Consider the following 13,792-nt stretch of genomic DNA (forward strand, 5'->3'; position numbering starts at 1 on the left):
TCACAGATCTACCACCACCGCGCCCGGCACCCGCTCCGCCGCCCGCGCCGCCTCCCCGCGCACCGTGCCCACCAGCCGGATATGCCCTCGTTCGCACATCCGCGCCGCCAGCGCCAGCAACTCCCGTGCCTGCTCGCCGTCCAGGCAGCGGTCGAGGTCGTCCGCCAGCACGGTCAGCGCCTGCCGGGCGGGCAGCACCTCGGCCGCCCGGTCCACCGCCAGCACCTCCGGCCCGGTCAGCAGGACCAGGCAATGCGCCAGATAGCGCAGTTCCCCGTCGCCCAGCCGCTCCACCGGCGTGGGGGCACCGGTGCCGCGCGCCAGCAGGGCCCGTACCCGGCCGCCGTCCAGCTCCTGCACGGTCAGCCCCTCGACCGGGCCCCGGCAGCCCGCCGCGGCCGCCGCGACCAGGGCGGCGTGCCGGGTGACGCACTCATGGCGGGTACGGCCCAGCACCGCGGCAACGTTGTCACAGGCATTGCGCAGCCGGGTGTCCGCGGCCTCGGCCGGGGCACGCATCAGCTCCGGCCGGGGATCGCAGACGAAGACCGAGCGCAGCGCGATCACCACCTGCTCGGCGGCCTCCAGAACGAGGCGCTGCCCGGCCGTCTTCCCGGCCACCCGCAGCGGCAGCAGTGCCGTGCCCAGCCGGTCGTCGGGCAACGGCGCGCGGGTGACCGGCACCGCGCCGGCGGTGTGCCAGGCGGCCTCCACCCTGGGCAGTCCCGGGTCGCGCAGCGCCGTGCTGAGCAGGGTGCGCCCGGAGCCGGTCAGCCGCTCCCCCACCACCCGCAGTTCGGGCTCGGCCTGGACGGCCAGGTCCAGGTGCACCGGCCCGGCCGGGCCCTGGACGGTGCAGCCGATCCGGAAGCCCCGGCGGCCCTGGGCGTCCGGCCGGGCCTGCTGCGGCACACAGGCCTCGGGGCCACCCGCCACCGGGGCCAGCGCCGCGCGCAGCGACTCGCCGCCGGCCAGCCGGGCCAGGGTCTGGTACGCCTGCAGGGCACTGGACTTGCCGCTGCCGCTGGCCCCGCGGAACAGCGTCAGCGGGGCCAGCGGGAAGACGGCGTTGCGATGCGATTTAAAGGCGGACAGCCGCAGTTCGGTGACGGCGGGCCGGTGGGGCGGGGCGATGACGGCCATCGGGGCACGGCTGGTGTCCATGCCCGGACGGTAGGCGGCCGCTGGTCAGCCAAACCGTTTCACCGGGTCGCTCTTCCTACGATCGGGGTATGCCGCCGCCACCTGGGTACCTTCCGGGGCGAGCAGGAAGACATTGGTGTCCACCCGGTGCATGCCGCTGCCCAGGCCGAAGACGACCCCGCTGGAGAAGTCCAGGACGCGCTTGGCGACATCGATGTCGGCGCTGGTGAGGTCGAGCAGCACCGGCGTACCCGCGATCAGGTGCTCCGCCACCTCGCGGGCGTCCGCGAAGAACTGCACCCGGAGCACGACCAGTTTGCGCTGCTGCGCGGCCGGCTCCGGTTCACCCTCGGGCAGGGCCCGATGGTTGGCCCAGGACGGCCAGGTGTGGTAACCGCGCAGGGGAACCACCTCGGCCAGTCCCTCCCACTGCTCGTCGGTGGCCTCGGACCTGTTCACCGGATCACCCCTCCGGGGAACGTGCTGGATATGTACATCCCGCGATTTTAGGGAACCGGCTGCCCCCATTCGGCCGAATGACACGCGCCGTGCCCCGTTCGTGCGGAGAGCGGTGCCTTCTTGTGGTCATCGGCTGTGGTCATCGGCTGTGGTCACCGGTTGTGGTCACCGGCTGTGGTGGTCACCGGTTGTGGTCATCGCACCCCCAGCAGCCGCAGTCCCGCCGTGGTCGCCGCCGCCGCCAGGACCGCCACCAGGAAGGAGGCGCGGCGCAGCGCGAGGACGGCGCCGGCCAGCACGCCCGCCGGGCGGGACCAGCCGGCGAAGTCATGGCCGGTGGTGAAGGCGGAGGTGGCCGCCATGGTGCACAGCAGGACGACGCCGGAGCGGGTGAGCAGCGCGCGGGTGCGGTCGGAGAGGGTGAGGCGGCTGTGCAACAGCGGTCCGCACAGGCGCAGTCCATAGGTGCCGAGGGCGAGCAGCAGGATGGCCCAGAGAGTCATGAGCGGTCCGCCGTTCCCGGTGCGGTGGCCGGCCGGGTGCGGGTGACGCCGGCGGCGGCCAGGCCCAACAGGCCCAGGAGTACGGGCAGTCCGGCGGGCAGGAAGGGCACCGCGGCCAGGGCCAGCGCGGCGCCGGTCAGGGCACAGCGGCGGGCGGTGGCCTCGCGCAGGGCGGGCAGGACCAGGGCCAGGAAGACCATGGGTTCGGCCGCGTCCAGGCCCAGCGCCCGGGGATCGCCCACGACCCGGCCGGCCAGCACGCCCACCAGGGTGCCGAGGTTCCAGGTGAGGTAGAGCAGGGCGCCGCAGAGGAGGTAGGCCGCCCGGCGGCGGTGGGGATCGCGCTGGGCCTGGGCGAAGGCGGCCGCCTGGTCCACCAGCAGATGGCTGCCCAACAGCCGGGCCCGCCAGCTGGTTTGCAGGACGTCGGCGACCGACAGCCCGAAGACCAGGAGGCGGGCGTTGAGGATGAGGCCGGCCAGCACGGCGGCGGCCGTGGTGCCGCCGCCGGCCGCGATGCCCAGCATGGTGAACTGGGCTCCGCCCGCGAAGACGGTGGCGGACATGGTCAGCGGCACCCAGGGGGACTGTCCGGAGGTGACGGCGATGGCGCCGAAGGAGGCGCCCACCACCCCTATGGCGAGGCCCACGGCGCCTATGTCCCGGCGGAGTTGGCGGTCCAGCGTATTCCAGAGCGAACGCATGGCCGCTATGGTGAACGGGCCAGTAATCGTTCGTCAAGGAGAACAAGTGGAAGGACACAGCGAACGGGACGCCTCGGCGGCCCGCCCTCCGCTGGATCTGATAGCGGACCGGATCCGGCGTGAACGCCTGCGCACCGGGCTGTCGTTGAGCGAACTGGCCAAGCGGGCCGGGCTGGCCAAGTCCACGCTGTCCCAGCTGGAGTCCGGCACCGGCAATCCCAGTGTGGAGACCCTGTGGGCGCTGGGGGTGGCCCTGGATGTGCCGTTCAGCAGGCTGGTCGATCCGCCGCGGCCGCGGGTGACGGTGCTGCGGTCCGGGGAGGGCGTGACGGTGCCGTCCGAGCGGCCCGGGCACACCGCGACCCTGCTGAGCTCCTGTCCGCCGCACGCCCGGCGGGATCTGTATCTGCTGCGCCTGGAGCCGGGGGCGGCCCGGGAGTCCGAACCGCATATGGCCGGCGCGCTGGAGCATGCCGTGGTGGCCGCCGGGCGGGTGCTGCTGGGGCCGGCCGAGGAGCCGGTGGAGCTGGGCGCGGGGGACTACATCTGCTACCCCGGCGACGTCCGGCATGTGTTCCGGGCGCTGGCGGCGGGGACGGTGCTGTTCCTGGCGATGGAGCATGTCTGAGGGGGCAGGGCTGTTCCGGTGCGGGGTGGTGAGTCCGGCGCGGGGGATGTGAGCCTGGCCACCCCGGGCGCCGACGGGTGCGCCATGCCCATCGGCGACAATGGGGCGGGTCCCGAGCACGGCAGCCGGCCCGCTCCCCACCCGGCAGGAGATCAGCCGCCTTGTCCCAGCGCCAAGCCTCCGTCACCGACGACAGCCGTCCCGACCTCCAGGCCGACTGCGGCAGCTGCTTCGGGCTGTGCTGTGTGGCGCTGCCCTTCGCGGCCTCGGCGGACTTCGCGGTGAACAAGGACGCGGGCACCCCCTGCGCCAACCTCAAGGCCGACTTCAGCTGCGGCATCCACACGCGGCTGCGGCAGAGCGGCTTCTCCGGGTGCACCGTCTTCGACTGCTTCGGGGCCGGCCAGAAGGTCTCCCAGGTCACCTTCGGCGGGCGGGACTGGCGCCGGGAGCCGGGCAGCGCCCGGCAGATGTTCGAGGTCTTCCCGGTGATGCGGCAACTGCACGAGCTGCTGTGGTACGTGTCCGAGGCGCTCACCCTGCCCGCCGCCCGCCCGGTCCACGGCGAGCTGCGCCGGGCCCGTACCGAGATCGACGGCCTCACCCGGGGCAGCGCCGAGTCCCTGGCCGGACTGGACGTACCGGCCCTGCGGGGCCGGGTGAACACCCTGCTGCTGCGCACCAGCGAACTGGTGCGGGAGAAGGTCCCCGGCCGCACGAAGAACCACCGGGGCGCCGACCTGATGGGCGCCCGGCTGGCCGGGGCCAAGCTGCGCGGCGCCAATCTGCGCGGGGCGTATCTGATCGCGGCCGACCTCCGCAAGGCCGATCTTCGGGAGGCGGATGTGATCGGCGCCGACTTCCGGGACGCCGACCTCAGCGGGGCCGATCTGACCGGCAGCATCTTCCTCACCCAGGCGCAGCTCAACGCCGCACGGGGGGATGCCGCCACCCGGCTGCCCGCGGGGCTGGAGCGGCCCGCGCACTGGTGAGCGCGGCCGGAGACCGGCCCTGCCGCCGCTCCGGTGCCGGATCGCCTCGCCGAAGGCCCTGCTCCATCCCTCCGGCGCATCGGCGACGACCGGCCACAGCGAGTGCCGGCCCTCGTCTTTCACTCTCCGTACCCGGCCGGGCGGATCAGGCCCGTTTCATAGGCGAAGATGGCGGCCTGGGTCCGGTCCCGCAGGCCCGACTTGACCAGGATCCGGCCGACATGTGTCTTCACCGTCTGCTCGGCCACCACCAGCCGTTCGGCGATCTCGGCGTTGGTCAGCCCCTGGGCGATCAGCGACAGCACCTCGGTCTCGCGCTCGGTGAGGTTGCCGGTCCGGCCGCGCACCGGGGCGCGCGGGGCGTCGGTCACCCGGGAGAACTCGGCGATCAGCCGCTTGGTGATGTTCGGTGCCAGCAGCGCCTCACCGGCGGCCACCACCCTTACCGCATGGGCGAGTTCCCCGGCCGACGCGTCCTTGAGCAGGAACCCCGAGGCGCCCGCGCGCAGTGCCTCATACACATACTCGTCGACGTCAAAGGTGGTCAGCATCAGCACCTTGACGGTGGAGCCGGCGGGGGCGGTGAGGCGGCGGGTGGCCTCGATGCCGCCCAGCACCGGCATCCTGATGTCCATCAGGACGACATCCGGGGCGAGTTCGGCGACCTTGGCGATGGCGTCGGCCCCGTCCACGGCCTGGCCCACGACCTTGATGCCGGGCTGGGCGTCGAGCAGCACGGTGAAGCCCTCACGGACCATCATCTGGTCGTCGGCGATCAGCACGCGGAGGGTGGTCATGGGGTTACCTCAACCTGGTCGATGGACATGGCACGGCAGGGCCGAGCGGCGCTCGACAACCGGCCCGGGCCCGGCGGTACGGCGAGGCCCCCGGTGGAGGCACCCGCACCGCCACCGGTTCGGCATGCCCGCAGAACCAGGCCCCCTCCCCCCATGGCCCACACCCTAGACACGCCCCACCGGCCGGGATGCCACGGGACCGCCCGAGCGCACCACCGTCCCGCCACCCCTGGGCCGCCGCTGCTCATATCCGTGGAAGGCGGCCCAGCACACCAGCAGCGCCGCCGCGAACACCGGCAGCCAGGCCAGCCGGGCGAGTACCCAGCCGGCGCCGTCCGGCGCGGTGTGCAGACCCGTCAGACTGCGGCCGGCCAGCAGGCCGGTGGCGGTGACGGCCATCATGGCGGTCTGGTGCCAGAGGAAGACGGTCATCGCGGAGAGGTTGACCACCGCCACCGCCGCCCAGGCGGCGGGCCGGGCCAGCAGCCGCCGCAGCGGGCCGAGCAGCAGCAGGGCGCCGCCGCACTGGGCGAGACCGAAGCAGGCCGTGGCCAGGTTGGGCGGGTCCAGGTTGGAGACAGGGGCACCGGGCACACCGACCATGGCGGCCGGGTAGCCGCCCCAGTGGACCAGGACCGCGGTGGCGGCGGCACCGCCGAGGAACAGTGCCCAGCGGACCGTCCGGCCGCGCAGGCCGCCGCGGGCCCAGACCGCGCCCAGGCAGTACGGGACCAGCCAGCCGGCCAGTACGTTCAGCGAGTTCAGCCAACCGGGACCGTGCAGCACAAAACGGTTGAGGTCGACGAGCAGGACCACGGCGAGCGGCCATCCCGGACGCAGCCGGGCCGCCAGCGGGGTGGCCGCCGTGAGCACCGCGAAGACCAGCAGGAACCACAGCGGGGACAGGGCCAGCTTGCCCAGGGTGTGCAGGGTGCGCTGGTCCGCTCCGGCCGCCGTCATCGCGGCCATGGCGGCCGTCCACACCGTCAGCAGCGCGACCACCGGGCGGAACAGCCAGCGCAGCCGGGTGCCGGTCCAGCTCCAGTGGCCGGCCCCCCGGGCGCGGGCGGCGGCCTGGCTCCTGACCCCGACCATCCCGCCCACCATGAAGAACACGGCCAGGGTCTGGAACACCCAGGAGACCGGGGTGAGTTGCGGCAGATAGTGCAACGGGCTCTCGCTGTGCAGGGTGCCGCTGTCCTGGACCAGGGCGGTCACCAGCCAGTGGCCGAGCACCACGCCCGCGATGGCCAGGGCCCGCAGGCCGTCCACGGCCCGGTCGCGGTTGGCGGGGGTGGCCCGTTCCACCCTCCGGACGAAGTCACGCATGATCCCCTCCCAGGGGAGCTCTCCCGGCGACGATCCGGGCGATGTTCTTCAGGGCTGTGGACCCGGGCTTGAGGTAGTCGCTGTGCCCGCCGTCCCCGGCCGGGAAGCGGCGTGCGCCGAAGGCCGGGGACATCGGGTCGGTGCCGAACCCCAGGTCGGTGAAGGGCAGTCGGACGCTGTGGTGCGGTATCCGGCGGACCCAGTCGTGGCTGCCCCGGCCGGCCCAGACGGTGGCACCGGTGTGCAGCGCGGCGGCATCGCGGCAGCCGGTGCCGGGGCTGCCGTACAGCACCACATCGGCCAGGCGGAGGCCGTGCACCGCTCGGGCGCAGACCACGGATCCATAGGAGTGGCAGAGCAGCGAGATGCGGGCGGCGGGCCTGGCCGCCGTCAGCTCCCCCACAAAGGCGTGGAGCCGGCCGGCGGCCGCGTCGGCGCGGGCGGAGGTGATGGCCGCCAGGCTGGGTACGACCGGGGTGCGGTAGCCCAGCCAGGCGATCACGGCGCTCCGTCCGCCGCCGAGTTGCCGCCGCAGGGCGGTGGCACCCGCCCTCAGCCGCCAGTAGTCGTCCACGCTGGTCCCGGAGCCCGGGACCAGCACGGCGATCCGCCCGGCCGCGGCCAGATCGCCGAAGACCTCGGCGGCCGTACCCCCGTCACGGCCGTCGAAGAACAGGAACTGCCGCTCGGCATCGGCGAATCGGCGCAGCGCGGCGGCCCGCCTCGCGTCCCCGTGCCGCCCGGCCGTCCGCCCGGCCGCCTCGATATCACGGCGGGTCGCGGCATAACGCCCGGCCAGGGCGGCCGAGTTGGCGGCGGGCAGCCGCCCGTCCCGCACGGCCGGCGCGGGCGCCGGCACGCCGGCCGCACCGGCCAGGGCCGACACCGGCACCGCCACCGAGGCGGCCACCAGCACGGCGAGCAGGACACGGAATGCGCGAAGCGCCATGGCGGTGGGTTCCTTCCGTGCCGAAGCCGTGTGGTCTCTTCGGCACGGAGGTTATGGATCAGGCGGCGTCGTCCGCGTGCCACTGGGGAGCGAACTTGGGGGTAGCTCTGGGGTATTACGGGGTGGACATCGGGACCCTGGACAACGCGAAGGCGCCGCGCCCGTTGCCGGGCGCGGCGCCTTCCCATGGTGCCGGTGTGGCCTGCTCCGTTGGGCCGCCGATCAGGTCAGGAGCCCTGCGCCACCCGCTTCAGAATCGCCACACACTCCACATGGTGCGTGACCGGGAACAGGTCGAACGCCCGCAGCGTCACCGGCTGGTAGCCCTCGGCCGCGAAGTACTTGAGGTCGCGGGCCAGGGCGGCCGGGTCGCAGGCCACATAGGCGATGCGGCGGGCGCCCAGGGAGGACAGATGGCGGACGGTGTCGCGGCCGGCGCCCGCCCGGGGCGGGTCGAGGACGATGATGTCGGCCTCGGAGATCCGGGTGCGGGGCAGGATCTCCTCGACCTTGCCCTGCTCGATGCGGACCCGGTCGAGGTCGGCCAGGTTGTGGCGGGCGTCCTCGACGGCCCGCTTGTTGGACTCGATGCCCAGCACGGCGCCCTGGTCGCCGACCCGTTCGGCGAGCGCGCCGGCGAACAGGCCGACGCCGCAGTAGAGGTCCAGGGCCATATCGCCCTTGCGGGGCATCAGGCCCTGCATCACGGCTTCGACCAGCATGTCGGCGGCCTTGGGGTGGACCTGCCAGAAGCCGCCCTCGGCGACGCGCCAGGTGCGGCCGGCCGCGCGTTCGCGGACGAAGGGGCGGCCGTGGACACGGTGGATGCGCTGGTCCTTCTCCCCCACGCGGAGGACGGAGACCGGCTTGTCGAGTTCGACGATGGGCAGCCGGCCGCCGGGGCGGGGGGTGAGGACGACCTGGCGGTCGCTGGAGCCGGTGGCGGCGATGGCCTCCACGGAGGCGATCTGCGGCCACTCGCGGCCCTCGATGCCCAGCTCGCTGACCTCGGGGGCGGCGATCAGGCAGTGGTCAATGGGCTGGACCTCGTGGGAGCGGTGCTTGCGCAGGCCCGCGTGGCCCTCGGCGTCGACGGCGTACTGGACCCGGGTGCGCCAGGCGGGGACCTCGCCCTTGGCGACCTTGTCGCCGGGGGCGGGGACGACCGTGCCGTCCCAGCCGGCCTCCTCGGGGGTCAGTCCGGCCAGCCGGCTGAGCTGTTCGGCGATGACGGCGGCCTTGAGGCGGCGCTGGGCGCCGGGGGCCGCGTGCTGCCAGTCACAGCCGCCGCACTTGCCGGGGCCGGAGAAGGGGCAGGGGGCTTCGACGCGGTCCTTGGACGGGTCGAGGATCTCGACGGCGTCGGCGCGCAGGAAGCGGGAGGTTTCCTCGCCCTCGGTCACCCGGGCGACGACGCGCTCGCCGGGCAGGGCGTGACGGACGAACAGCACCCGGCCCGACTCGGTGCGGGCCACACAGTGGCCGCCGTGCGCGACCGGGCCGACCTCGACCTGGTACTCCTGGCCGACCAGCGACTTCGTCGGTTCGGTCTGCATGGGGATGGTGCTCCTGCTGGGGTGAGGGGGCGGCCGGACAACAGCCGCTCAGTCTACGTCCGGACCGGCCCCCACCCCGTCGGCGACTACTTCTTGGCCGCCTTCTCCTTCTTGGGCTGCGTCACCGGACCGCGGCGCACCGAACCCGGCGCGTTCCACTCGGCACGCTTACGGGCCCGGCGGCGGGCCGCCTCCGAGGAGTCCAGCTGCCAGGGGACGGAGGTGACCATCACGCCGGGGGTGAACAGCAGACGGCCCTTCAGGCGCAGGGCGCTCTGGTTGTGCAGCAGGTGCTCGTACCAGTGGCCGACCACATACTCCGGGATGTAGACGCTCACCGCGTCCCGCGGGCTCTCCTTGCGGAGGCTCTTGACGTAGTCGATGATCGGCCGGGTGATCTCGCGGTAGGGCGAGTCCAGCACCTTCAGCGGCACATCGATGCCATGCCGCTCCCACTCCTGCTGCAGCGCCTTGGTCTCCACCGGGTCCACATTGATGCTCAGCGCCTCCACCGGTCCGGAGGAGCGCATCAGCTTGGCGTAGGACAGGGCGCGCAGGGTGGGCTTGTGGACCTTGGAGACCAGGACGATGTTGTGCACCCGGGAGGGGCGCACGGTGTCGTCCGCCTCGCCCTCCTCGGCGGCGATCTCCTCGGCCACCCGGTCGTAGTGGCGCCGGATGAAGGTCATCACGGTGTACCAGCCGACCATGCCCAGCACGGCCAGCCAGGCGCCATGGGTGAACTTGGTGAGCAGCACGATGATCAGGACCAGCACCGAGAACACCATGCCGAAGGCGTTGATGAACCGGGCGCGGTGCATCTTGAGGCGGGCGGCCTTGTCGGTCTCGTTGGCCAGGTGGCGGTTCCAGTGCTTGACCATGCCGCCCTGGCTGAAGGTGAACGACACAAAGACGCCCACGATGTACAGCTGGATCAGCTTGGTGGAGTCCGCTCCGAAGGCATAGACCAGGGCGCCGGCCAGCAGGGCCAGCAGCACAATGCCGTTGGAGAAGGCCAGGCGGTCGCCGCGGGTGTGCAGCTGGCGCGGGAGGAAACGGTCCTGCGCGAGGATCGAGCCCAGCACCGGGAAGCCGTTGTAGGCGGTGTTGGCGGCCAGGAAGAGCACCAGGGCGGTGGCGGCGGCCAGGAAGACAAAGAGGAACGAGCCATGGCCGAAGACCGCGTCGGCGACCTGGGCGATCACCGGGTCCTGGTTGTAGCTCGCGCCGGCCGGCTTGCCGTTGATCAGCAGGTCGGTGGCCGGGTTCTCGGCCATCTTCACCTTGGTGGTCATGGCCAGGATCATGATGCCGATGAACATGGTGACCGCCAGCACACCCATCAGGGAGAGGGTGGCGGCGGCGTTCTTGCTCTTGGGCTTGCGGAAGGCGGGCACGCCGTTGCTGATCGCCTCCACGCCGGTGAGCGCGGCACAGCCGGAGGAGAAGGCGCGCAGCAGCAGGAAGACCAGGGCGAGCCCGGCCAGTCCGGCGTGCTCCGCGGTGATCTTGTAGTCGGCGGTGGGGGCGCGCATCACATCGCCGAAGGCCAGGCCGCGGACGCCGCCCCAGGCCACCATCAGCAGCACGCCGCCCACAAAGGCGTAGGTGGGGATGGCGAAGAGGGTGCCGGACTCCTTGACGCCGCGCAGGTTCATCAGCATCAGCAGGGCGATGATGACCAGCGCCACAAACACCTTGTGCTGGACGGCCCAGGGCATCGCCGAGCCGAGGTTCTCCACACCGGAGGCCACGGACACCGCGACGGTCAGGACATAGTCGACGAGCAGGGCGCTGGCCACCGAGAGCCCGGCGCGGCGGCCGAGGTTGACGGTGGCCACCTCATAGGCGCCACCGCCATTGGGGTAGGCGTGCACGGTCTGCCGGTAGGAGGCGACGACCGTGATCATCAGGGCCACGATGGCCAGGGTGATCCACAGGCTGTAGTGGTAGGCCGACACCCCCGCCACGGACAGGACGAGCAGCACCTCACCGGGCGCGTACGCCACGGAAGAGAGCGGGTCGGATGCGAAGACGGGGAGCGCGATGCGCTTGGAGAGAAGGGTCTCACCAAGTCGGTCGCTGCGCAGCGCCCGCCCGATGAGGATCCGTTTCGGGAGGTCGGTCAGTTTGGACACAACAGAGGATCGTAAGGGTTCCGTATGGAACACGCGTACCCGCCACCACCGGCGGGGTCGAACGGGTACGCGTCCGGACCTCAGCCGTGCAGCCGGACGGGCAGCGTGCGGTGCCCGTTGGAGATGAAGGAGTCCACCGGCTCCAGTTCCCCGGGGTCCACCGCCAGGGCCAGTTCGGGGAAGCGGGCGAACAGGGCGGGCAGCGCCACGGCGGCCTCCAGCCGGGCCAGCGGGGCGCCCAGGCAGAAGTGCACACCGTGTCCAAAGGCCAGGTGGTCCTTGGTGACACGGTTCACATCGAAGCGCTCGGGGTGCGGCCCGTGCAGTCCGGGGTCGCGGCCGGCGGCCGCGTAGGCGGCGAGGATGGCGTCGCCCTTGCGCAGGGTGACCCCGCCGTCGAGTTCGATGTCCTCCACCACGTAGCGCAGCGGCAGGCTGGCCACCGGGGCCTGGAAGCGCAGCGCCTCCTCTATGACGTCGTCCCAGCCGGCCTCTCCGGCCCGCACCAGGGCGAGCTGCCCGGGATGGGTGAGCAGCGCGTGGATGGCGTTGTCCAGCAGGTTGACGGTGGTCTCATGCCCGGCGCTGATCACCAGCAGCAGGGTGTCGGCCAGCTCCTGCTCAGTGAGCGCGGTGTCGCCCTCGTCGTCCCGGGCGGCGATCAGGGCGGAGGTCATGTCGTCGGCGGGGTGCCGCCGCTTGTCCGCGATCAGGGCGCCGAGCAGCTCATAGAGCTCGGCGTAGGTGGTGGTGACCTCCTCGGGGTCGGCGGAGGTGTGGAACAGCGAGTCCACACAGCGGCGCAGCCGCTCGCACAGTTCCTCGTCCCGGAGGCCGAAGAGTTCGCAGATCACCTGGATGGGGATGGGGTAGGCATAGCGCTCCCGGAGGTCCACCACGGCCCCGGCGGGCTCGGCGGCCAGCGAGTCCAGCAGCCCGGCGGCCAGCTCCTCGATGCGCGGGCGCAGCGCGGCGGTGCGGCGGGCGGTGAACGCCTTGGCCACCAGGGAGCGCAGCCGCCGGTGGTCACCGCCGTAGGCGGTGAACATATTGCGCACCGCGACCCAGGTGAACAGCGGCCACTCCGGGGAGATCTCGCCGTTGATCCAGCGGGGCCAGTGCTGCCGGGGGTCCTTGGAGACACGCGGGTCGGTCAGCAGCTTTCTGAGCAGCGGCTGGGTGGTTATCGCCCATGCCACCACGCCGCCAGGGAGTTCCACGGGCGTCGCCGCGCCGCGCTCGCGGAGGCGGGCGGCCTCGCCGTGGATGTCGCGGCCGGTGGGATCGATCCGTACGGCGTCGGGGCGGCTTTCCATCGGTTCTCTCCAGAGGTTGCGGATGCCTGGGGCGGTGCCTGTGCCGGCGTCTGACGGTGTGGCGGTGGTACGGGCGCGGTCACCGGGGGGAAGCGGACGGGCAGGGCGGTCAGGGCGCGGTGGAAGGGGCCGGGGCGCCAGACCAGCCGGGCGGCGGGCACGGCCAGCTCCATGTCGGGCAGCCGGTCCAGCAGCCGTTCCACCGCCACGGCGGCGATCAGCCGGGCGGGGTCCTTGGCCGGGCAGTGGTGCGGCCCGGCGCTCCAGGCGAGGTGGGCGCGGTTGCCGGTGCGCCGGCCGGAGTGCAGGGCGGGGTCGGTGTTGGCGGCGGCGAAGCTGATCACCAGCGGTTCGCCGGCGGCCAGCCGGGCACCCGCGAAGTCCATGTCCTCCAGCGGGTAGTGGACCGCGTAGTTGGCCATCGGCGGGTCCACCCAGAGCACTTCGTCCAGGGCGTCCTCGACCGGCATGCTGCCGCCGGCCAGGTCGCCGGCGAAGCGGTCGTCGGAGAGCAGCAGGCGCAGCGCGTTGGCGATCAGGTTCTGCTGGGGTTCGGTGCCGGCGCCCATGACGACGACCAGCTGGTGGATCATCTCCTCGTCGGTGAGCTGGGCGGGGTGGGCCATCAGCCAGGAGACCATGTCCGCGCCCGGCTGGGCCCTTTTGAGGCTGATGAGTTCGCCGAGGCTGATGGTGATCAGGGCGTTGGCCCGCTCGGCGTCGATGCCGTCGAAGATGGCGGAGAAGCCCTCCACCAGCCGGTCGCCCAGGGCGGGCGGGCAGCCGAAGAGCTGGTTGAACACCAGTAGCGGCAACTGCTTGGCGTAGCCGCCCAGCAGGTCGGCCTCGCCCTGGCCGGCGAACCGGTCGATCAGGGTGTCCGCGCTGCGTTCCACATAGCCGCGCAGCGAGTTGGGGTCGATGCGGTCCAGGCTGTCGGTGACCGCCTGGCGCAGCCGGCGGTGTTCCTCGCCATCGCTGAACAGGCAGTTGGGGCGGTAGGCCATCATCGGCACCACCGGATTGTCCGGGGCCACCCGCCCCTCGGCAAGGGCGCGCCAGCGGCGGGCGTCCTTGCCGAACTTCTCCGGGCTGCGCAGGACTTCGAGGGCGGCCCGGTAGTCGGTGACCAGGGTGGCGTACGCCCCCGGCGCCAACTCCACCGGAGCGAGCGGGCCTTGGGCGCGCAGGCCGCGGTAGACGGCGTGCGGGTCGGCGGCGAACTCCGGTCCGTGCAGCGGGACGGCGCCCCGGTGGGCGGGACAGCCCATGCGGTCG

Annotated in this window: 13 protein-coding genes and 1 pseudogene; 2 read left to right on the top strand and 12 right to left on the bottom strand. The window is 72.7% G+C overall.

The window, feature by feature from the left end; translation table 11 throughout:
- The 4 genes from ACIHFE_RS10385 to ACIHFE_RS10400 form a co-directional block, all read right to left on the bottom strand.
- Positions 1–1,164 carry an AAA family ATPase gene (locus ACIHFE_RS10385; RefSeq protein ID WP_400105421.1) on the bottom strand — a complete coding sequence of 388 codons (1,164 nt, stop codon included), beginning with the start codon at positions 1,162–1,164 and terminating at the stop codon, positions 1–3.
- A 24-nt stretch (positions 1,165–1,188) separates the two neighbouring features.
- Complete coding sequence (locus ACIHFE_RS10390) at positions 1,189–1,602, bottom strand: cell division protein SepF (protein ID WP_400105422.1); 414 nt, start codon at positions 1,600–1,602, stop codon at positions 1,189–1,191.
- Between the two features lie 194 nt (positions 1,603–1,796).
- A complete protein-coding gene (locus ACIHFE_RS10395; RefSeq protein WP_400105423.1) occupies positions 1,797–2,105 on the bottom strand; it encodes an AzlD domain-containing protein in 309 nt (102 codons plus the stop codon).
- Complete coding sequence (locus ACIHFE_RS10400; protein WP_400105424.1) at positions 2,102–2,809, bottom strand: AzlC family ABC transporter permease; 708 nt, start codon at positions 2,807–2,809, stop codon at positions 2,102–2,104. Before ACIHFE_RS10400 ends, ACIHFE_RS10395 begins: the two co-directional genes overlap by 4 nt.
- Positions 2,810–2,855: 46 nt before the next feature.
- Here ACIHFE_RS10400 and ACIHFE_RS10405 point away from each other — a divergent pair, with 46 nt between their 5' ends.
- Positions 2,856–3,437: a helix-turn-helix domain-containing protein gene (locus ACIHFE_RS10405; RefSeq protein WP_400105425.1), complete on the top strand. Its 582-nt coding sequence runs from the start codon at positions 2,856–2,858 to the stop codon at positions 3,435–3,437.
- Between the two features lie 161 nt (positions 3,438–3,598).
- The gene (locus ACIHFE_RS10410) at positions 3,599–4,429 is read left to right on the top strand and encodes a pentapeptide repeat-containing protein (protein WP_400105426.1); all 831 of its coding nucleotides are present in this window, start codon (positions 3,599–3,601) and stop codon (positions 4,427–4,429) included.
- A 45-nt stretch (positions 4,430–4,474) separates the two neighbouring features.
- Here ACIHFE_RS10410 and ACIHFE_RS10415 read toward each other — a convergent pair.
- The 8 genes and pseudogenes from ACIHFE_RS10415 to ACIHFE_RS10450 form a co-directional block, all read right to left on the bottom strand.
- Positions 4,475–4,552 (bottom strand): annotated as a pseudogene (locus ACIHFE_RS10415) (MbtH family NRPS accessory protein); the annotation flags it as partial.
- A complete protein-coding gene (locus tag ACIHFE_RS10420) occupies positions 4,549–5,226 on the bottom strand; it encodes a response regulator (protein ID WP_400105427.1) in 678 nt (225 codons plus the stop codon). The gene ACIHFE_RS10420 and the pseudogene ACIHFE_RS10415, both read right to left, overlap by 4 nt.
- A 165-nt stretch (positions 5,227–5,391) precedes the next feature.
- Complete coding sequence (locus ACIHFE_RS10425; RefSeq protein WP_400105428.1) at positions 5,392–6,555, bottom strand: acyltransferase; 1,164 nt, start codon at positions 6,553–6,555, stop codon at positions 5,392–5,394.
- Positions 6,548–7,504, bottom strand: coding sequence for an alpha/beta hydrolase (locus tag ACIHFE_RS10430; protein WP_400105429.1), 957 nt, complete (start codon positions 7,502–7,504; stop codon positions 6,548–6,550). Before ACIHFE_RS10430 ends, ACIHFE_RS10425 begins: the two co-directional genes overlap by 8 nt.
- Before the next feature lie 227 nt (positions 7,505–7,731).
- The gene (locus ACIHFE_RS10435) at positions 7,732–9,060 is read right to left on the bottom strand and encodes a class I SAM-dependent RNA methyltransferase (protein ID WP_400105430.1); all 1,329 of its coding nucleotides are present in this window, start codon (positions 9,058–9,060) and stop codon (positions 7,732–7,734) included.
- A gap of 86 nt (positions 9,061–9,146) precedes the next feature.
- Positions 9,147–11,198, bottom strand: coding sequence for an APC family permease (locus tag ACIHFE_RS10440; RefSeq protein ID WP_400105431.1), 2,052 nt, complete (start codon positions 11,196–11,198; stop codon positions 9,147–9,149).
- Between the two features lie 80 nt (positions 11,199–11,278).
- Entirely contained in the window at positions 11,279–12,400 is a 1,122-nt protein-coding gene (locus ACIHFE_RS10445; RefSeq protein ID WP_400105590.1) for a cytochrome P450, read from the bottom strand.
- On the bottom strand, positions 12,382–13,785 hold the full coding sequence (locus ACIHFE_RS10450; protein ID WP_400105591.1) for a cytochrome P450: 1,404 nt from the start codon (positions 13,783–13,785) through the stop codon (positions 12,382–12,384). Before ACIHFE_RS10450 ends, ACIHFE_RS10445 begins: the two co-directional genes overlap by 19 nt.
- Positions 13,786–13,792 lie beyond the last annotated feature (7 nt).

This window comes from Streptomyces sp. NPDC052396, from assembly GCF_044593195.1.
In the GTDB taxonomy this organism is placed as follows: domain Bacteria; phylum Actinomycetota; class Actinomycetes; order Streptomycetales; family Streptomycetaceae; genus Streptomyces.